Here is a 17,216-nt window from a genome sequence, read left to right on the forward strand (position 1 = left end):
TTCGGGCATTTTCGAAAGATGAGGTCTTATAGGTTGGAAAGTCCGACAAGAAAACTGGACGCCGTGCGAAATATTGAAATCGGCAGTCATGTTTGCGCGGGCTTTTCGGCGTGCCTTTTAGGCCACTTTGGAAATTTTATGCGTCCTGGCGTTTTCGCCGCACTGGTCTGCTGGCAAAAATTCGGTAAAAAATTAACTAATAATTTCATAATTTTGTGTGAACTGCTGGGCGGCGCCGTGCAGGATCTCCGTCACACAGAATTGAGTCCGCCGGCGCTGGCGGCGCAGGCCGGTTTCTGATCAATGAGGCCCTACGCTGCTTGAGTTTCGCGGGATTTGAGCTGAGAACAGCATGACACCGGGACTGGAATATATATGACCTTCGTTTTTAAAAGCGCGGCATCCGCGTTGGCAATTTCCTGCGGCGTGGCAGTGATGAGCACCGTTCCCGCGCATGCTTACACATTGATGGATATGCTGCGCGGCGACAGGCAGCGGACCCAGAGCACTATCTTCATGGACCAGATGCCGCCCGGCCGCGTAGGCCAGCGGGGCGGCGTTGGCGGATCGCTCGGCGGGCTCGACCCGGAAGCGCCGCTGCCGAAGGTGAGCGGTCCGCGCTATTACACCTATAAAACCGAAACGCTGCAGTTCGTCGATACCGGCAGGTTCGCCGATCCGGTCGTAACCGGCGCGGTTGCCGATGTTTCGGGCAGCGGTGATGCCAGCGCTGAGCCGGCCGTGCAGCGCCGTTTCCTGGCGCAGGCCAAGGTCCGCGCCAATGCTGACGTCGCAAAGGCGCTCGAAGCCTATTACGGCGACAGCCGCAATCCGCTCGTCTGGGTCGAGGGCAACCAGATCAACGACCGCGCTAAGTCGGCGATGCTGGCACTTGCCGATGCGGCCCTCGTTGGCCTCGACCCGGCGGATTACGCCGTCCAGACGCCTGATATCGACCCGGCCAATCCCGATCCCACCTTCCGCGACCGGGCGCTGACACAGTTCGAGCTCGATCTCTCCGCCAAGGTGCTCGCCTTCGTGCAGGACACGGTGCGCGGCCGCATCGATCCGAACAAGATCTCCGGCTATCACGACTTCCAGCGCAAGATGGTCAATCTGGCCCCGGTGCTGAAGCTTGCCCGCCTGAGCCCAGATGTCGGCGCCTATATCGCCAGTCGCTCGCCCGATAGTTCACAGTTCCAGGCGCTGAAGGCGGAGCTTGCCAAGCTTCGCGCCGCCGATGGCGGCAATGAGGAGCGAATCGTCGTTTCGCTCGACAGGCTGCTGAGGCCTGGCGACAGCTCGCCGGAGATCGCCAATATCATCAAGGCGATCGGCAAGCACGGTTCCGAAACGCTGAGGACCGACCATGCGGCAACGCTTGCTGCTTACGCCGACAGCATCGACTATTCGCCTGATATCGTCTCGCTGGTCGAGGATTTCCAGAAAGAGCGTGGGCTGAAGCCCGATGGCGTCATCGGCCAGGCGACAGTGCGTGCCATGACCGGCGGCGATACCAATGCCTCGAAGATCGACAAGCTCATCGTCGCCATGGAACAGGCGCGCTGGCTTCCAGAGGATCTCGGTTCCCGCTACGTCATGATCAACCAGCCGGCCTACATGGTCTACTACCACAATGACGGCAAGGAACAGCTGTCGATGCGCGTGGTGGTCGGCGGCAAGAACAACCAGACCTATTTCTTCGACGACGAAATCGAGACGGTCGAGTTCAACCCTTTCTGGGGCGTACCGCAGTCGATCATCATCAACGAGATGCTGCCGAAGCTGCGCTCGGATCCGAACTATCTCGACCAGCTCGGTTATGAGGTCGAGGTGAACGGCCACGCCGTCGCCTCGTCGAGTGTCGACTGGTACGGCTCGACCAATAATGTTTCGGTGCGCCAGCCGCCGAGCAGCGACAATGCGCTCGGCGAACTGAAGATCCTGTTCCCGAACAGCCACGCGATCTACATGCACGACACGCCGTCGAAGAGCTTCTTCAAGCGCGACATGCGGGCGCTGAGCCACGGTTGCGTGCGCCTTGCCGATCCGCGCGCGATGGCGGCCGCCGTGCTCGGCACGACGACCGACGACATCGCCAAGCAGATCGCCAGCGGGCAGAACCATGCGGTCCGCGTGCCGCAGAAGATCCCGGTCTACGTCTCCTACTTCACCGCCTGGCCGAACAAGGAAGGCGTGGTGGAATATTTCGACGACGTCTATGGCCGCGATGCCTATGTCGACAAGGCTTTTGATGCGACGAGCAAGGCGCGTGGGGCGCAGATCTGATATCGGATTTGATTGTTTATGCGAACGGGCGGTCTTCGGGCCGCCCGGTTTGTTTTGGGGTGTCTGCGTGCAAGAAATACGAGGAGAGGGCGCACCGTATGGCCCCTCATCCGCCTGCCGGCACCTTCTCCCCGCTGGGTAGAAGGGACGTTGCGGCGACGCCTCGCTCCTGATCAAGCAGTTCATGCGGTTGCAGCCGTGCCGCTGGCTCCTCTCTTCTCCCCAGCGGGGAGAAGGTGGTCCGAAGGGTCGGATGAGGGGGCCGCGGTCGCAAAGACATCGGCCTGATCGACAAGCCTCAGACGGCAACCTTCTCCACATATTCCCGCAACAGCCTCTCCACCAGCTCCGGTGTCAACTCATCGAAATGGGTGATGATGCGGTCGGGATTAAGCGTGCTCACCGGCACATCGGAATAACCGAAAGGCACGGCGATCGAGGGTACGCCGGCGTTTCTTGCGACCGCGATATCGTTGACGCTGTCACCGATCATCACGGTGCGGGTGATGTCGCCGCCGGCGCGTTCGATGGTGCCGGTGAGGTGGCGGGCGTCGGGCTTGCGGTATTCGAAGCTGTCGCCGCCGGTGATGGCGTCGAAATATCGGGTGAGGTCGAGCTTGCCGAGCAGGCCGAGCGCCAGGCTTTCCATCTTGTTGGTGCAGACGGCGAGGCGGTAACCCTGAGATTTCAGCCGGTCCATCGCGGCAACCAGGCCCGGATAGGGTTCGGTCCGGCCGGGCATATTGCCGGCATAATGGGCGACGAAACGCTCGACCAGCGGTGGCAAGGCGTCGCTTTCGAGCGGATGGCCGCGCAGCCGGCAGGCGCGCTCGATCATCACGCGGGCGCCCTGGCCGACGAGATGGGTGAGGTCGTCATAGCTGACCGGTTCGAGGTCAAGGGCCGCGATTGTATGGTTCAGGCTCTCGACCAGATCCACATGGGTATCGAGAAGGGTGCCGTCGAGATCGAAGACGACGAGCGCCGGGTGAGCGGGAGCAGGGGTCAAGGGCATGTCTCTTTGAGCGATGGTCGTCTTGAGGAGCGATGGATCGTCCTGAGGTAGGCGATCATGCGGCGGAAAGCAACGTCCGGCGATGGCCGGGAGGGCTGCAGGCCTCTGTTTCGGCTTTTCATTTTCCGTGATGATTTTGACTTTCGTTTGCCAGGCGAGCCGTGTAAACAGCACATCCAACGCAATAATCGGAGCTGGCGGCGCATGGATGCCCGCGAAATGAAGATCAAGGCCGCCGAGGCTGCACTCGCCCATGTGGAAAGCGGGATGCGTCTCGGGATAGGTACCGGCAGCACGGCGGAAGAATTCGTTCGCCTGCTGGCGGAGAAGGTCGCGGGCGGCTTCAGGGTCGAAGGTGTTCCGACGTCCGAACGAACCGCGCGGCTCTGCGTCGAACTCGGCGTGCCGCTGAAGTCGCTCGACGAACTGCCGGCACTCGACCTGACGATCGATGGCGCCGACGAGGTCGATCAGGCGCTCAGGCTGATCAAGGGCGGCGGCGGCGCGCTGCTGCGCGAAAAGATCGTCGCGGCCGCCTCCGAGCGAATGATCGTCATTGCCGACGAGAGCAAGCTGGTGGAAACGCTCGGCGCCTTCGCGCTGCCGATCGAGGTCAATCCGTTCGGGCTCGTCTCGACGCGGATCGCGATCGAAAAGGTCGCGGCCCGGCTTGGTCTTTCCGGTGAACTCGACCTGCGCCAGTCGGGTGACGGAGAGTTTACCACGGATGGCGGCCATCACATCATCGATGCATCTTTTGGCCGCATTCCTGATGCAGAGGCGCTTTCGAGCGAGCTGAATTCCATACCCGGCGTCGTTGAACACGGGCTCTTTATCAATATGGCGGCACTTGCGATCATTGCCGGTCCTGCGGGTGCGCGCACGCTGCAGGCAAACAGATAACAGGAGCATATACTCATGATGAACATTGCAGGTCTTGGCCGTCTCGCCGCTGCGACCGTCGTTCTTTCCGGGCTTGCCTTCGGCTCCGCCGTCAAGGCGCAGGAAGTCTCCGAGGACCAGCTGAAGGCGTCTCGCGCGGCGATCGACGCCATTGGCGCCACTGCCCAGTTCGACAACATCCTGCCCGGTCTCGCCGAGCGTCTTAAGGCCGGCCTGATCCAGGATTCGCCGAACTACCAGGACATCATTTCGTCGACGGTCGACGCGCAGGCACTGGCGCTGGCGCCGCGCCGCGGCGATCTGGAGAAGGAGGCGGCACTCACCTATGCCAAGACCTTTACCGTCGACGAGCTGAAGGCGATCGCCGACTTCTATAATTCCGACGTCGGCAAGAAGCTGCTGCGCGATGGCCCGGTCGCCTCGCGCGAGACGGCGAAGGCTGCCGACATCTGGGCGCAGGGCATTTCCCGCGACCTGGAAAAGCAGAGCAACGCCGAGCTTTCCAAGGTCATCAAGGCGCCGCCGCCGGCAACCGACAGCCCGACCGCTCCGGCTCCGGCACCGGCTGCCCAGCAGTAAGGCTGCCCCATCAAATTTGCGAAAGCCCGGCATCGTCCGGGCTTTTTTGCTATGATGCGGAAAATGCTGCCGGCGAGGCTTCAGGTGACTGCAGACATGTCCGATCACGGTAGGGCCGTCCGAGTGCGGATATCCGGCAAGGTCCAGGGTGTGGGTTTTCGCTATTGGACGCGCGATGAGGCCGTACGGCTCGGTTTGACGGGCTGGGTTCGCAATGAAGAGGACGGGGCCGTCGTCGCTGTGATCGCAGGACCCGACAGCGCCATCTCGACGATGATCGAGGGTTTCAGGCGCGGGCCAGCGGGGGCGTCTGTTTCGAGCGTCGAGACGGAAGCAACGCAGCTTGAGAGGAACCCGACGGATTTCCGGATTACCCGCTGACAGCGCCAATCGCTAAGCATATGCAATTGGCATCGCATATGCGCCGCATTTCAGCCCCTATGGGTTCGGGTTCTTTGCAAGTTGCCATTCACCCGTCTCATCCGGCTCTACGCGCTTGTTGCCACGATAGAAGATCGGCAGCCTCGTCTTCTTGTCGATCGAGAAGCGGCTCGGCGTGTATTTTTCATTCTCATGGCCTTGAATGGCGAGGCCGAGCGCTTCCTTGAATTTGCCAGCCTTGCACAGGTTGCTGAAGAGAGTTTGATCCATCTTTTGCTCCGCCATTCTTTTCCATCCCATGGATTGCCTGCCAGCCTCGGCCGACCGGGTCAACCGTAAACGGTGACTGGTCAACCGAAGACGGTGACTGGGTCAACCGCAGACGGTGACTGGGGTCAGCCCTTTACAATGAAGATTCGGCGATGGGAACGGGATGACGCAGGAGCGGGCTTTTGTTTTCATGACGATCGCCCCTATATCAGGAACATCCTTCCTGCGATTCCCTTCCGGAGCTCCTCATGTCTTCCTACGACTACGACCTCTTCGTCATCGGCGGCGGTTCCGGAGGCGTGCGCGGCGCCCGTGTCGCCGCATCGCTCGGCAAGAAAGTGGCGATCGCCGAGGAGTATCGCTACGGCGGCACCTGCGTCATCCGCGGCTGCGTGCCGAAGAAGCTCTTAGTTTATGCTTCGCAGTTCCACGAGCATTTCGAGGATGCGGCGGGCTTCGGTTGGACGGTCGGCGAAAGCAGCTTCGACTGGAAGAAGCTGGTGGCAGCCAAGGATGTTGAAATCGCCCGACTTGAAGGTCTCTACAAGAAGGGTCTCGCCGGCGCCAATGCCGAGATCCTGGAAACGCGCGCGGAACTCGTCGATGCCCATACGGTCCTGCTGCTGAAGACCGGACAGACGGTGACGGCAAAGACGATCGTCATCGCCACCGGCGGACGGCCGAATCCGCATGCAGCACTTCCCGGTCACGAGCTCTGCATCTCCTCCAACGAGGCCTTTCATCTTGAAGAACTGCCGAAATCGATCGTGATATCAGGCGGCGGCTATATCGCTGTCGAATTCGCCAATATCTTCCATGGCCTCGGTGTCGAGACGACGCTGATCTATCGCGGCGCCGAGATCCTGTCGCGCTTTGACGAGGACCTGAGGCGCGGACTGCACGAGGCGATGGTCGCCAAGGGCATCCGCATCCTTTGCCACGACACGCTGCAGAAGGTGTCGAAGGATGAGGACGGGCTCATTCTGGAGACGCTGAACAATGGCACGCTGCAAGCCGGCGTCGTCATGCTGGCGCTCGGGCGCGATCCGAACACGCAAGGCCTCGGCCTCGAGGCGGCCGGTGTCGCCGTCGACGAACGCGGCGCCGTTATCGTCGACGAATATTCCCGCACCAATGTCGAAAACATCTATGCGCTCGGCGATGTCACCAATCGGGTACAGCTGACGCCGGTGGCGATCCACGAGGCGATGTGCTTCATCGAGACCGAGTACAAGAACAATCCGACCCGGCCGGACTACGAGCTGATCCCGACCGCCGTCTTCTCGCAGCCTGAGATCGGCACTGTCGGTCTTTCGGAAGAGGAGGCGGGCAAGCGTTATTCCGAACTCGAGGTCTACCGCGCCCAGTTCCGGCCGCTGAAGGCCACGCTTTCCGGGCGGGCCGAGCGGATGATCATGAAGCTGATCGTCGATGCGGCGAGCCGCAAGGTGGTCGGCGCCCATATCCTCGGCCACGATGCCGGCGAGATGGCGCAGTTGCTTGGCATCACGCTGAAGGCCGGCTGCACCAAGGACGATTTCGACCGGACGATGGCGCTGCACCCGACGGCGGCCGAAGAGCTCGTCACCATGTATGCGCCGAGCTATCGGATCCGCGACGGCAAACGGCTTTGAGCCCTCTTAGCTGGTGATGCGCGGCGCGCGGATGACCTTGAGGAAGAGCTCTTTCATCGCTTCGGCGATGCCTTCGGTCAGCGACACCTCGAAATAAAGGCCGGGCGAGGCGCATTCCTGCATCCTCGTGGGGATCTCGTTCTGGAAGGGCCTGATCCAGTCTTTGTACCACTTGTTATTCGGTAGCGGCAGGTAGGTAGTGTAGAGCACCGCGATCCTGACGCCCTTATCTTTCAACGGCTTGCAGAAAGAGGTGTCGATGGGCTCTTGGCAGCGGTTGCCGGTGAGTTTCTTCGTGCAGCCTTTCGGCTTCTCGCTGTCACCAACGCCGTCCGAGACGAAGAACAAGACCTTCTGCGGCGTTGTCGACGTGCTGCCGTCGCCGGGTACGGGGATGATGGTGTTCATCTGGTCTAGCGCGCTATCGAAGCTCGTCTGCTGGTCGTTGTTGAAGCCCTGTCTCGGAATGGTCATCAGATCGACGGCGTCGGTGTAACCGCGGACCTCGTCGAGATGGTCGGTCGGTTCGGATATCGTGGTCAGCTTGGCGTCCTCGGCTTTGGTGCCGAAGGTATAGACGCCCATGCGGAACTGGTTGTCGGAAACGCGCGTGATCTCGGCGGTCTGGGTCAGCTCCTTGGTCGCCTGGCGAACGACGTCGATGCGCATGCTGACGCCGAGCTTCTTGGCGAGTTTGTAATAATTGTTTTTGTTTTCGGTTTCGTGGCAGGCAAAGGCGCAGGTGTCTTTGGTGTTCTTTTCCATGGTCTCGACGTCGGCTGCGGTGGCGCCGACGCCCATCGAAGGGGTGTTGTCGAGCAGGATGTAAAAATCCATGAAGGCGGCGGTCTGGTATTCGGCCGTGGCCGTGCCGGAGATCGTGACGATGTCCCGGCCGAGGATGCGCATGAAGGTGGTGGGCACGGTGGCGCTGAAGGAGACCAGCGAATTCACCTTGTTGGCGGTCTTGGTGACGGCGATGCCAAGATCAACATGAATGTCGGTCAGCTCGCCGGACATCTGCGACGTAAAAATGCTACGGGCATCGTCCTTGCCGAGCGAGATCGTGCCGTCGCCACTCATCTTCATCGCGGCGGCGACGGCGGCGGATTTTTCAGAGATCGCGCCGACGGCGGCGGCATCGGCGGCGGCGAAAAGCTGCGTCCTCAGGCTCAGCGCGTGGGCGAGATCCACCGCCATGCCGGCCGCGCCGGCGAGCGGTACCATCAGCAGTGCCGTCATAATGCCGAAATTGCCCGAGCGGTCCGATATGAAACCGGGCGGAAGGATCGCCATGCCATGTCCCCGAAGTTGAAACTCTTTTCCGTTCTACATTGAAAGTCTAAAATATGGGAAAATCGACATGGTATATGCTGGTTTAACCAGAGCAGGGCGGGCGGCGGCGGCGAGGCGACAACTCTCGGCGAATGGTCTTTGCAAGCCTGACCTAAAGGTCTATAAGCCGCCGCATATTGAGGGCATCCTGAGGTATGGATGTGAGAACAGGTGAGTGAGATGGCAGACAATTGGACCCCGAGCAGCTGGCGGCAAAAACCGATCCTGCAGGTTCCCGAATATCCCGACGCAGCCGCTTTGGCGGCAACGGAAGCCACGCTCGCCAGCTATCCGCCGCTTGTTTTTGCAGGCGAGGCGCGCCGTCTGAAGAAGCATCTCGCCAATGTCGCCGAAGGCAACGGTTTCCTGCTGCAGGGCGGCGACTGCGCCGAGAGCTTCGCCGAACACGGCGCCGACAATATCCGCGACTTCTTCCGCGCCTTCCTGCAGATGGCTGTGGTGCTGACCTTTGGCGCGCAGCTGCCGGTCGTCAAGGTCGGCCGCATCGCCGGCCAGTTCGCCAAGCCGCGTTCGTCGAATGTCGAGAAGCAGGGCGACGTGACGCTGCCGGCCTATCGCGGCGACATCATCAACGGCATCGAGTTCACCGAGGAGTCGCGCATTCCGAATCCGGAACGCCAGGCCATGGCCTATCGCCAGTCGGCTGCGACGCTGAACCTGCTGCGCGCCTTTGCGATGGGCGGTTACGCCAATCTCGAAAACGTCCACCAGTGGATGCTCGGCTTCGTCAAGGACAGCCCGCAGGGCGAGCGCTACCGGAAGCTTGCCGACCGCATCAGCGAAACCATGGATTTCATGAAGGCGATCGGCATCACCTCGGAAAACCATCCGAGCCTGCGCGAGACCGATTTCTTCACCAGCCACGAGGCGCTGCTGCTCGGCTACGAGGAGGCGCTGACCCGCGTCGACTCCACTTCGGGCGACTGGTATGCAACGTCCGGCCATATGATCTGGATCGGCGACCGCACGCGCCAGGCCGACCATGCGCATGTCGAATATTGCCGCGGCATCAAGAACCCGATCGGCCTGAAATGCGGCCCGTCGCTGCAGGCCGACGACCTGCTGCAATTGATCGACATCCTGAATCCTGCCAACGAGGCCGGGCGCCTGACGCTGATCTGCCGCTTCGGCCATGAGAAAGTCGCCGACAGCCTGCCGAAGCTCATTCGCGCCGTCGAGCGCGAGGGCCGCAAGGTCGTCTGGTCCTGCGATCCGATGCACGGCAACACGATCACGCTCAACAACTACAAAACCCGTCCCTTCGAGCGGATCCTGTCGGAAGTCGAAAGCTTCTTCCAGATCCACCGTGCCGAAGGCTCGCATCCCGGCGGCATCCATATCGAGATGACCGGCAAGGACGTGACCGAGTGCACCGGCGGCGCCCGTGCGGTCTCCGCAGAAGACCTGCAGGATCGCTATCACACCCATTGCGATCCGCGCCTCAACGCCGACCAGGCGCTCGAGCTCGCCTTCCTGCTTGCCGAGCGGATGAAGGGCGGCCGCGACGAAAAGCGGATGGTCGCCAACGGCTGAGACAACACCGCCGCGCGTCTGAAAAGACGCGCAAAGGACGCTGTAGCACTTTGGATTGCTGCATAATTCCTTAAATCGATTCCGCTTTAAGGAATTATGCAGTAGCCTCAAATGAGTGAAGAAAAGCCCGGCGATGCCGGGCTTTTTTATTGCAGTGGAGGCGCACCAGACGCTCAGATGCTGGCCTGGACGCTGTGCAGATTGGCGTAGACGCCGTCTTGCGCCATGAGCTCGTCATGGGTGCCCTGTTCGACGATGCCATCGGCCGTCAGGACCAGGATGCGGTCGGCATGGCGGACGGTCGACAGACGGTGGGCGATGACCAGGGTGGTTCGGCCGTTTGCCAGGCTGAGCAGCGCCTGCTGCACGGCCCGTTCGCTCTCGTTGTCGAGCGCGCTGGTCGCCTCATCGAAGATCAGGATCTCCGGATTCTTGAGGAAGGCGCGGGCGATGGTGATGCGCTGGCGCTGGCCGCCCGAGAGTTTGACGCCGCGTTGACCGATATCGGTGTCATAGCCCTGGGGCAGGGCGATGATGAAGTCGTGCGCATTGGCGGCGCGCGCGGCCGCTTCCAGCTCGGCATCGCTGGCGTCGGGGCGGCCATAACGCAGGTTTTCCGCCACCGTACCGGCAAAGAGGTAGACATCCTGCTGCACCACCCCGACATGGCGCCGAAGCGAGGTCAGCGTCACCTCGCGGATATCGGTGCCATCGATCTGGATCGCCCCAGCTTCGACATCGTAGAAACGCGGTATCAGCGCGCAAAGCGTGCTCTTGCCGACCCCTGAAGGGCCGACCAGGGCAACGAACTCCCCGGGCGCGATGGTGAGCGACAGCTTTCCGAGCACGCGTGGACCGTCGGCCTCATAGCCGAAGGCGACATCGGTGAAGCTGATTTCACCCCTTGGCGCCGGCATCGGACGGGCGGCCGGTCGATCGGTGATATCCGGGGCTATCTCCAGGATCTCCATGGCCCTGACGAAGCCGGTGTAACCCTCCTGCCAGAGGCGCACGAAATTCGCCAGCCGCTGCACGGGATCGACCAGCACGGCGACGCAGAGCAGGAAGGTCAGCATGTCGGGGACGGTCAGTTCCGCCGCCAGGATGCGCAGGCCGCCGACGATGATCACCAATATGGTGACGAGCTGGGCGAAGGTTTCGGTCCCGACCGAAAACCAGGCCTCGCTGCGGTAGCCCTCGGCGCGGCTTTGCAGGAAGCGCCGGTTCTGCTCGGCGAAGCGTTCCTTCTCCAGCGCCTCGTTGGCAAAGGATTGGACGACGCGGATGCCCGCAAGCGCATCCTCGACGCGCTCGTTGACGGCGGCGATCTGCCGTTTGCTGGCTTCGAGCGCGCGGTTCATGTGCCGGTTGAAATAGAGCGCATAGGCGACTGCCGCCGGAGTGAGTAGCAGGATGAGAGCCGCCAATGGCGGATCGATGAAGAACAGCACCAACATGGCGCCGCCATATTTCAGCACGGCGATGGAAAGATCCTCGGGGCCGTGGTGAAAGAGCTCGCCCAGCCACAGGCTGTCATTGGTGATGCGGCTCATCAGCTGGCCGGTGCGCTGGCGGTCGTAGAAGCTGAACGAGAGCTTCTGGCAGTGCTCGAAGAGTTCCTGCCGCACCGTCGCTTCGATGCGCGCGCCCATCACGTGGCCGCGATAATCGACGAAGAAGATGGCGACGATCTGGACCGCCAGAACGGCCAGCATGACGCCGCCCATCGCAAGGATCTGTGCGAAGGCCTGCGGCGCGTCGGGCAGAGCCAGCAGCCGGCTCGTGACGATGTTGGCGCAGAGCGGCAGGGCGACCGCCGTGCCGGCGACCAGGATGGCGCAAAGCAGATCCGCCAGCAGCAAAGGCAGGTGCGGACGGTAGTAGGAGAGGAATTTGCGCATACGCGACCAACGCCGCTCGCGGTCGGCGGCGGGATCGTCGCGGAAAAGGTTCAGGAAGGCGTTATGGCGTCGCGAGCTTTTCCTCGCGCGGGAGAACGAAATGTTCATGAAGCTGAATGTCCTTGTGGGGGATTATTCCTTTCTGTTCGGACAGGGTCGCTCTCATGTCAGTCTCCCGAGATTGAATTGAGCCGTTAGTATCGCCGACAACCGCCATCGATTCAATGCGGCGATGGGAGGAGGTTGGCGGGTGTTGCCTACAAGCAACACGGGTGATCGCGCCGGCCAAGTATGACGATCCTCAAAATTTCTGATGATTTTGTTGAGCGGAATGGATTTGACGACGCAAGTGATCGGCGGCAACGTTCGGTCATAAACGGGAGAGCGATCATTACCGAACGGCATACAGGCGGCTGCCTCTGCGGCGCCGTGCGATTTTCAACGACGGCGAGGCCAGGACCAGTCGTCGGCTGCCATTGCTCGCAGTGCCGCCGGCAGACCGGGTTTTATTATGCCGCGGTCAACGTGGCCCGCGCGGCTCTTTCGGTTGATGGCACTGAGGCGGTCCGCTGGTACCGGTCGAGCGAGGAGGCGCAGCGCGGCTTCTGCTCGAATTGCGGCTCCGCGCTGTTCTGGCAGGCGGACGGATCGGCGGAGATTTCGGTCATGGCGGGCGCCTTCGACACGCCGAGCGGCCTTGCCTTCGGCCATCATATCTACTGCGCCGACAAGGGCGATTTCTACGAGATATCGGACGGCTTGCCGCAATATGCGGTGAATCCGGTTTAGCCTTTAGCAGCGAGTTCGGCGCTGAGGCGGGCCACGTCCTCGCGCAACGCCGTCAGCTCGGTCAGCACGCGCATGTCGATCTTCTGGTGCAGGGAGAGCACTTCGAGTTCGGCCTTGAGATTGACCTCATAATCCTTGGCGGCTTCGAAGCGGTCGCGCTCGGCCTGGCGGTTTTGCGACATCATGATGATCGGCGCCTGGATGGCGGCGAGCATCGACAGGATCAGGTTCAGGAAGACGAAGGGATAGGGGTCGAAGGCGCCGCTCACCAGAATGATGGTGTTGATCACCGTCCAGGCGACCAGGAAAACGAAGAAGGCGATGATGAAGGACCAGGAACCGCCGATGCGGGCGATGCTGTCGGCGATGCGCTCGCCGAAGGAGGCGTCGGCTGAGAACGCGGCGTTGACGTCGGTCGAGATGACCTTGCGTTCGTGCGCTTTCGCCAGCACGCGCTTTTCGACGTCGCCGAGTTCGTTGGCCGGTTTGTCGAAATGATGGTGCACGAAGTCCGAAAGATTAGACATGGCCTGTTTCCGATACCCGTTTTTCGATGCGGTCGCTTTCGGCGCCAGTATTCCGCTCCGGAGGTAAATTGCAATGCGTATCGCCGCCGCGGGGCGCCATGCACGATCCGTTCATAAAAATTTCGTCACCGCCAGACGCCGCTTTCGGCGCGAACGTGTTGCGGTCGCGAAAGGTGCAGGCTAAATAAATGACATGACACAGGAAAACGCTCTTTCTGATATCTTCCGCATCGCCATCGGCCAGCTCAACCCGACGGTCGGCGATGTTGCCGGCAATCTCGCCAAGGCGCGCGAGGCGCGTATTGACGCGGGACGGGAGGGCGCGCATCTGCTCGTCCTGACCGAGCTTTTCATCTCCGGTTATCCGCCGGAGGACCTGGTGCTGAAACCCGCCTTCATCCGCGCCTGCTGGAAGGCGGTCGAAAACCTGGCCGCCGATACCGCCGATGGCGGACCGGGCGTGATCATCGGCTTTCCCCGGCAGGACAAGACCGGGCGCTACAATTCGGTCGCGGTGCTCGACGGCGGCAAGGTGATTGCGGTGCGCGACAAGATCGACCTGCCGAACTATGGCGAGTTCGACGAGAAGCGGGTCTTCGACCAGGGCGCCATGCCGGGGCCGGTGAATTTCCGCGGCGTGCGCATCGGCATTCCGATCTGCGAGGATATCTGGGGCGATCTCGGCGTCTGCGAGACGCTGGCCGAAAGCGGGGCCGAGATCCTGCTGTCGCCGAATGGTTCGCCCTATTATCGCGGCAAGGTCGATATCCGCCATCAGGTGGTGCTGAAGCAGGTGATCGAGACCGGCCTGCCGCTGATCTATGCCGCCCAGCTCGGCGGCCAGGACGAACTGGTCTTCGACGGCGCAAGCTTCGGCTTCAATGCCGATAGGTCGCTCGCCTTCCAGATGAGCCAGTTCGAAACGGCGCTTGCAGTGACGACATGGAAGCGCGGCGACAGCGGCTGGCATTGCGCCGAAGGGCCGATGGCGCATATCCCTGAGCGCGAGGAAGCCGATTACCGCGCCTGCCTGCTCGGCTTCCGCGACTACGTCAACAAGAACGGCTTCAAGACCGTGGTGCTCGGCCTTTCCGGCGGCATCGACTCGGCAATCTGTGCGGCAATTGCCGTCGATGCACTGGGTGAGGAGCGGGTGCGCACCGTCATGCTGCCTTATCGATACACGTCCGAGGATTCGCTGAAGGATGCGGCCGATTGCGCCAAGGCGCTCGGCTGCCGCTACGATATCGTGCCGATCGAACAGCCGGTGACGGGTTTTAGCAGCGCGCTCGCCAGCCTTTTCGAAGGCACGGAGAGCGGCATCACCGAGGAGAACCTGCAGAGCCGGGCGCGCGGCGTCATCCTGATGGCGATCTCCAACAAGTTTGGCTCGATGGTGGTGACGACGGGCAACAAGTCGGAAATGTCGGTCGGTTACGCCACGCTCTACGGCGACATGAACGGCGGCTTCAATCCGATCAAGGACCTCTACAAGATGCAGGTCTATGCGATTTCCCGCTGGCGTAACGAAAACGTGCCGCCGGGTGCGCTGGGGCCGTCGGGCGAGGTGATCCCGCAGAATATCATCGACAAGGCGCCGTCGGCCGAGCTGCGTCCCGATCAGAAGGACCAGGATTCGCTGCCACCCTATCCCGTTCTCGACGATATCCTCGAATGCCTGGTGGAAAAGGAAATGGCGGTCGAAGAGATCGTCGCGCGCGGCCATGATGTCGCGACCGTCCACCGGGTCGAGCACCTGCTCTATCTCGCCGAATATAAGCGCCGGCAATCGGCGCCCGGCGTGAAGATCACCAAGAAGAATTTCGGCCGCGACCGGCGTTATCCGATCACCAACCGTTTCCGGGATCGCTGACGCAATCGAGATCGCTGACGCAATCGAGATCGCTGACGGCATCAGTTCAAAGCGCTACAGCGTCCTTTGCGCGTCTGGAAAGACGCGCGGCGCTGTAGGATTTTTGGGAGGAATCATGCGCAGCTCGGTTGAGATCTACAATGTCAGGACGGGCAGGGGCCGCGAGGTCTGGCAGACGGACAAGCTGGTGGAGGCGCCGAACTTCTCGCCGGATGGTTCCACCCTGCTCTTGAACGGCGACGGGCTGCTCTATCGCCTGCCGCTCGATGGCGGCGAGGTGGTCAAGGTCGATACGGGCTTTGCCGTCAACTGCAACAATGATCACGGCATTTCGCCCGATGGCACTGAGATCGTCATTTCCGACAAGACCGAATTCGGCAAGTCGGCGATCTATATCCTGCCGATCGAAGGCGGCACGCCGCGGCTGATCACCGAGAACCTGCCATCCTACTGGCATGGCTGGTCGCCGGACGGGCGCCAGCTCGCCTATTGCGGCATCCGCGACGACCTGTTCGATATCTACACCATCTCCGTCGACGGCGGCGCCGAGACGCGGCTGACGCATGGCGAGGGCCGCAATGACGGACCGGACTATTCCGCCGACGGCCAATGGATCTATTTCAATTCCAGCCGCACCGGGCTGATGCAGATCTGGCGCGTCCATCCCGACGGCACGGGTCTCCAGCAGGTGACATCAGACGATTACGGCAACTGGTTCGCCCATCCGTCGCCCAACAACGACATGGTGCTGCTCCTGTCCTACGACCCGTCGGTATTCGACCATCCGCGCGACCTCGACGTACGGTTGCGGCTGATGGACATGGACGGCGGCAATCTGAAGACGCTGTTCGAGCTTTTTGGCGGGCAGGGCACGATCAATGTGCCCTGCTGGTCACCTGACGGCGAAGAATTCGCCTATGTCCGCTATTTCCCGGCGGCCTAAGCGCGGGTCTGGCGGCGCTCGCGGGCGGATTTTGCCAGGTCTTCCAGCACCGCGACAGACATCGCCCAGTCGATGCAGCCGTCGGTGATAGACTGGCCATAGACCAGCGGCTTGCCGGGAACGAGGTCCTGGCGGCCGGCGACGAGGTTGCTTTCGATCATCATGCCCTTGATGTCGCTGTTGCCGGCGGCAATCTGCGCGGCCACGGATTTGACGACGAGCGGCTGGTTCATCGGGTGCTTGCCGCTGTTGGCATGGCTGGCATCGATGAGGATGCGCGGGGCGACGCCGAGCTTGACGGCTTCGCCGATGACCGCTTCGACGTCGGCCGCTTCATAGTTCGGCCGCTTGCCGCCGCGCAGAATGATGTGGCAGTCCTCATTGCCGGTCGTCGAGGCGATTGCCGCCTGGCCGTCCTTGGTCACCGCCGGGAAGTGATGCGGCTGCGAGGCGGTAAGGATGGCATCCAGCGCCACGCGTGCGCCGCCGTCGGTGCCGTTCTTGAAGCCGATCGGGCAGGAAAGGCCGGAGGCAAGCTGCCGGTGGACCTGGCTTTCGGTCGTGCGCGCGCCGATCGCACCCCAACTGACGAGATCGGCAATATATTGCGGCGTGATCGTGTCGAGAAATTCGCAGCCGGCCGGAAGACCCATCGCATTGATATCGAGCAGCAGGCGTCTCGCAATCCTCAACCCTTCCTCGATGCGGTAGCTGCCGTCGAGGTGCGGGTCGTTCATCAGTCCCTTCCAGCCGACGGTCGTGCGGGGCTTTTCGAAATAGACGCGCATGACGATTTCGAGATCGCCGGCGAAGCGACGTCGCTGCTCTTCCAGCCGTGCGGCGTATTCCCTGGCGGCGGCAGGGTCGTGGATGGAGCAGGGGCCGATGACGACGATCAGGCGGTCGTCCTCGCCCTGGAGAATTTTATGGATCGCATCACGATTGCTGGTCACGGTCTCGGTGACAGCAGTATTGCGGTGGATTTCCGCAATGATATCGACAGGCTTGGTGAGGGGCGTGATCTCGACGATGCGCAGATCATCAATGGTATCAGACACGGTAAGGCTCCTGTTGGTCATACCGTGCGGCACAAAAAAGCCGCCAGGTAGACTAGCGGCTGTTCGGGTTGTCGTCGCGTCGAATTCAGTTACGCATGGACCCGCATCCGCTGGGAGCAGCGGTACCAATAAAATCCCGAGGCGTAGGTTGACGTGATCGACATG

At 61.7% G+C, this 17,216-nt stretch carries 16 protein-coding genes; 10 read left to right on the forward strand and 6 right to left on the reverse strand.

Features of this window, described 5'->3' with window-relative positions; translation table 11 throughout:
* Positions 1 to 33: 33 nt before the first annotated feature.
* Both B5P46_RS21255 and B5P46_RS21260 read left to right on the forward strand, forming a co-directional pair.
* Positions 34 to 300, forward strand: a complete 267-nt coding sequence (locus B5P46_RS21255; protein ID WP_129420434.1) for a hypothetical protein — start codon at positions 34 to 36, stop codon at positions 298 to 300.
* A gap of 75 nt (positions 301 to 375) precedes the next feature.
* Positions 376 to 2,289, forward strand: coding sequence for a L,D-transpeptidase family protein (locus tag B5P46_RS21260; RefSeq protein WP_129420435.1), 1,914 nt, complete (start codon positions 376 to 378; stop codon positions 2,287 to 2,289).
* 298 nt (positions 2,290 to 2,587) lie between these two features.
* Here B5P46_RS21260 and B5P46_RS21265 read toward each other — a convergent pair whose 3' ends face one another.
* Positions 2,588 to 3,304, reverse strand: a complete 717-nt coding sequence (locus tag B5P46_RS21265; protein WP_206735381.1) for an HAD family hydrolase — start codon at positions 3,302 to 3,304, stop codon at positions 2,588 to 2,590.
* A 204-nt stretch (positions 3,305 to 3,508) separates the two neighbouring features.
* Here B5P46_RS21265 and rpiA point away from each other — a divergent pair, with 204 nt between their 5' ends.
* The 3 genes from rpiA to B5P46_RS21280 all read left to right on the forward strand — a co-directional run bounded on the left by rpiA (position 3,509) and on the right by B5P46_RS21280 (position 5,167).
* Positions 3,509 to 4,207: a ribose-5-phosphate isomerase RpiA gene (gene rpiA / locus B5P46_RS21270; RefSeq protein WP_003540249.1), complete on the forward strand. Its 699-nt coding sequence runs from the start codon at positions 3,509 to 3,511 to the stop codon at positions 4,205 to 4,207.
* Between the two features lie 15 nt (positions 4,208 to 4,222).
* Positions 4,223 to 4,786, forward strand: a complete 564-nt coding sequence (locus tag B5P46_RS21275; protein WP_129420437.1) for a DUF2059 domain-containing protein — start codon at positions 4,223 to 4,225, stop codon at positions 4,784 to 4,786.
* A gap of 96 nt (positions 4,787 to 4,882) precedes the next feature.
* Positions 4,883 to 5,167, forward strand: a complete 285-nt coding sequence (locus B5P46_RS21280) for an acylphosphatase (RefSeq protein ID WP_129420438.1) — start codon at positions 4,883 to 4,885, stop codon at positions 5,165 to 5,167.
* A gap of 57 nt (positions 5,168 to 5,224) precedes the next feature.
* Here B5P46_RS21280 and B5P46_RS21285 read toward each other — a convergent pair whose 3' ends face one another.
* Entirely contained in the window at positions 5,225 to 5,437 is a 213-nt protein-coding gene (locus B5P46_RS21285) for a hypothetical protein (protein WP_064648318.1), read from the reverse strand.
* 248 nt (positions 5,438 to 5,685) lie between these two features.
* On the opposite strand from B5P46_RS21285, the gene gor reads away from it, so the two are divergent.
* Positions 5,686 to 7,071, forward strand: coding sequence for a glutathione-disulfide reductase (gene gor, locus B5P46_RS21290; RefSeq protein ID WP_129420439.1), 1,386 nt, complete (start codon positions 5,686 to 5,688; stop codon positions 7,069 to 7,071).
* 6 nt (positions 7,072 to 7,077) lie between these two features.
* Here gor and B5P46_RS21295 read toward each other — a convergent pair whose 3' ends face one another.
* Positions 7,078 to 8,367, reverse strand: coding sequence for a pilus assembly protein TadG-related protein (locus tag B5P46_RS21295; protein ID WP_129420440.1), 1,290 nt, complete (start codon positions 8,365 to 8,367; stop codon positions 7,078 to 7,080).
* A 219-nt stretch (positions 8,368 to 8,586) separates the two neighbouring features.
* Between B5P46_RS21295 and B5P46_RS21300 the strand changes: the two genes are divergently transcribed.
* The gene (locus tag B5P46_RS21300; protein ID WP_029875504.1) at positions 8,587 to 9,960 is read left to right on the forward strand and encodes a class II 3-deoxy-7-phosphoheptulonate synthase; all 1,374 of its coding nucleotides are present in this window, start codon (positions 8,587 to 8,589) and stop codon (positions 9,958 to 9,960) included.
* A gap of 173 nt (positions 9,961 to 10,133) precedes the next feature.
* Here B5P46_RS21300 and B5P46_RS21305 read toward each other — a convergent pair whose 3' ends face one another.
* A complete protein-coding gene (locus B5P46_RS21305; RefSeq protein WP_129420441.1) occupies positions 10,134 to 11,969 on the reverse strand; it encodes an ABC transporter ATP-binding protein in 1,836 nt (611 codons plus the stop codon).
* Between the two features lie 282 nt (positions 11,970 to 12,251).
* Here B5P46_RS21305 and B5P46_RS21310 point away from each other — a divergent pair, with 282 nt between their 5' ends.
* The gene (locus tag B5P46_RS21310) at positions 12,252 to 12,650 is read left to right on the forward strand and encodes a GFA family protein (RefSeq protein ID WP_129420552.1); all 399 of its coding nucleotides are present in this window, start codon (positions 12,252 to 12,254) and stop codon (positions 12,648 to 12,650) included.
* Here B5P46_RS21310 and B5P46_RS21315 read toward each other — a convergent pair.
* Positions 12,647 to 13,177, reverse strand: a complete 531-nt coding sequence (locus B5P46_RS21315; RefSeq protein ID WP_129420442.1) for a DUF1003 domain-containing protein — start codon at positions 13,175 to 13,177, stop codon at positions 12,647 to 12,649. The two genes, B5P46_RS21310 and B5P46_RS21315, sit on opposite strands and share 4 nt — an antisense overlap.
* A gap of 193 nt (positions 13,178 to 13,370) precedes the next feature.
* On the opposite strand from B5P46_RS21315, the gene B5P46_RS21320 reads away from it, so the two are divergent.
* Together B5P46_RS21320 and B5P46_RS21325 are read left to right on the forward strand one after the other, a co-directional pair.
* Positions 13,371 to 15,050, forward strand: a complete 1,680-nt coding sequence (locus B5P46_RS21320) for an NAD+ synthase (protein WP_129420443.1) — start codon at positions 13,371 to 13,373, stop codon at positions 15,048 to 15,050.
* Positions 15,051 to 15,165: 115 nt separating this feature from the next.
* On the forward strand, positions 15,166 to 15,993 hold the full coding sequence (locus B5P46_RS21325) for a TolB family protein (protein WP_129420444.1): 828 nt from the start codon (positions 15,166 to 15,168) through the stop codon (positions 15,991 to 15,993).
* On the opposite strand, the gene B5P46_RS21330 is transcribed toward B5P46_RS21325, so the two are convergent.
* Positions 15,990 to 17,051: a 3-deoxy-7-phosphoheptulonate synthase gene (locus B5P46_RS21330; protein WP_129420445.1), complete on the reverse strand. Its 1,062-nt coding sequence runs from the start codon at positions 17,049 to 17,051 to the stop codon at positions 15,990 to 15,992. The genes B5P46_RS21325 and B5P46_RS21330 overlap by 4 nt on opposite strands.
* Positions 17,052 to 17,216 lie beyond the last annotated feature (165 nt).

This window comes from Rhizobium leguminosarum (assembly GCF_004123835.1).
Taxonomy (GTDB): domain Bacteria; phylum Pseudomonadota; class Alphaproteobacteria; order Rhizobiales; family Rhizobiaceae; genus Rhizobium; species Rhizobium leguminosarum_M.

Coding starts and splice junctions, on each gene's coding strand:
- B5P46_RS21320 (WP_129420443.1), top strand. CDS start 13,371: ATGACACAGGAAAACGCTCTTTCTGATATCTTCCGCATCGCCATCGGC.
- rpiA (WP_003540249.1), top strand. CDS start 3,509: ATGGATGCCCGCGAAATGAAGATCAAGGCCGCCGAGGCTGCACTCGCC.
- B5P46_RS21285 (WP_064648318.1), bottom strand. CDS start 5,437: ATGGATCAAACTCTCTTCAGCAACCTGTGCAAGGCTGGCAAATTCAAG.
- B5P46_RS21315 (WP_129420442.1), bottom strand. CDS start 13,177: ATGTCTAATCTTTCGGACTTCGTGCACCATCATTTCGACAAACCGGCC.
- B5P46_RS21280 (WP_129420438.1), top strand. CDS start 4,883: ATGTCCGATCACGGTAGGGCCGTCCGAGTGCGGATATCCGGCAAGGTC.
- B5P46_RS21260 (WP_129420435.1), top strand. CDS start 376: ATGACCTTCGTTTTTAAAAGCGCGGCATCCGCGTTGGCAATTTCCTGC.
- B5P46_RS21300 (WP_029875504.1), top strand. CDS start 8,587: ATGGCAGACAATTGGACCCCGAGCAGCTGGCGGCAAAAACCGATCCTG.
- B5P46_RS21305 (WP_129420441.1), bottom strand. CDS start 11,969: ATGAACATTTCGTTCTCCCGCGCGAGGAAAAGCTCGCGACGCCATAAC.
- gor (WP_129420439.1), top strand. CDS start 5,686: ATGTCTTCCTACGACTACGACCTCTTCGTCATCGGCGGCGGTTCCGGA.
- B5P46_RS21265 (WP_206735381.1), bottom strand. CDS start 3,304: ATGCCCTTGACCCCTGCTCCCGCTCACCCGGCGCTCGTCGTCTTCGAT.
- B5P46_RS21275 (WP_129420437.1), top strand. CDS start 4,223: ATGATGAACATTGCAGGTCTTGGCCGTCTCGCCGCTGCGACCGTCGTT.
- B5P46_RS21325 (WP_129420444.1), top strand. CDS start 15,166: ATGCGCAGCTCGGTTGAGATCTACAATGTCAGGACGGGCAGGGGCCGC.
- B5P46_RS21295 (WP_129420440.1), bottom strand. CDS start 8,367: ATGGCGATCCTTCCGCCCGGTTTCATATCGGACCGCTCGGGCAATTTC.